The organism is Planomonospora algeriensis (assembly GCF_977012225.1).
This window is the reverse complement of the sequence record NZ_CDRNDK010000930.1, coordinates 1-1,031: the sequence shown is the minus strand read 5'-3', so window position 1 is coordinate 1,031 and position 1,031 is coordinate 1. Positions and strand designations below refer to the sequence as shown.

Here is a 1,031-nt window from a genome sequence, read left to right as displayed (position 1 = left end):
GCCGGTGGGGGGGCGGTTGGTGTGTCCGGTGGAGGTGTCGCCGGATGCGGTGGCGTATGTGATCTTCACGTCGGGGTCGACGGGGGTGCCCAAGGGTGTGGAGGTGTCGCATCGGGCGGCGTTGAACACGGTGGTGGATGTGAACGAGCGGTTGGGGGTGGGGTGCGGGGATCGGGTGCTGGCGGTGTCGGCGCTGGATTTCGATCTGTCGGTGTACGACGTGTTCGGGTTGTTGTCGGCGGGTGGGGCGCTGGTGCTGGTGGGGGAGGGGGAGCGGCGGGATGCGCAGCGGTGGGTGGAGTTGTGCGTCCGTCATGGGGTGACGGTGTGGAACAGCGTGCCGACGTTGCTGGAGATGTTGCTGGCCTCGTGTGAGCGGGTGCCGGCGGGGTTGCGGGTGGCGTTGGTGTCGGGGGATTGGGTGGGGGTGGATCTGCGGGCGCGGTTGGCGGCGCAGGGTGGTGGTGGGTGTCGGTTGGTGGCGTTGGGGGGTGCGACGGAGGCGGCGATCTGGTCAACGCGTTCGAGGTGGTGGGGGTCGAGGCGCATTGGGCGTCGGTGCCGTACGGGTTGCCGTTGCGTAATCAGTGTTTCCGGGTGGTGGACGGGCGGGGTCGGGATTGTCCGGATTGGGTGGCGGGGGAGTTGTGGATCGGTGGGGCGGGGGTGGCGTGCGGGTATCGGGGTGATGGGCCGGGGACGGCGGCGAAGTTCGTGGAGTATGCGGGGCGGCGTTGGTATCGCACGGGTGATGTGGGCCGGTATTGGCCGGATGGCACGTTGGAGTTTCTGGGGCGTGCGGATCATCAGGTGAAGGTGCGTGGTCATCGGCTGGAGTTGGGTGAGGTCGAGGCGGCGTTGGAGGGGTGTCCGGGGGTGGCTCGGGCGGTGGTGGTCGCGGTGGGGGAGCGGCGGGGGCGGCGGTTGGCGGGGTTCGTGGTTCCTGCGGTGGTGGATGTGGGTGAGGTGCGTCGTGTGTTGGCGGATCGGTTGCCGGGGTATGCGGTTCCGTCGGTGATCTCGGCGGTGGA

General features: G+C 69.2%; 2 protein-coding genes. Both read left to right on the top strand.

All coding sequences use genetic code 11. The features are described 5' to 3' along the window. Positions 1-4: 4 nt before the first annotated feature. Positions 5-814, top strand: coding sequence for an AMP-binding protein (locus ACWJ6R_RS36965; protein WP_449066645.1), 810 nt, complete (start codon positions 5-7; stop codon positions 812-814). After that, a partial coding sequence (locus ACWJ6R_RS36960) for an AMP-binding enzyme (RefSeq protein ID WP_449066644.1) occupies positions 781-1,031 on the top strand: 251 nt, incomplete at its 3' end. The genes ACWJ6R_RS36965 and ACWJ6R_RS36960, both read left to right, overlap by 34 nt.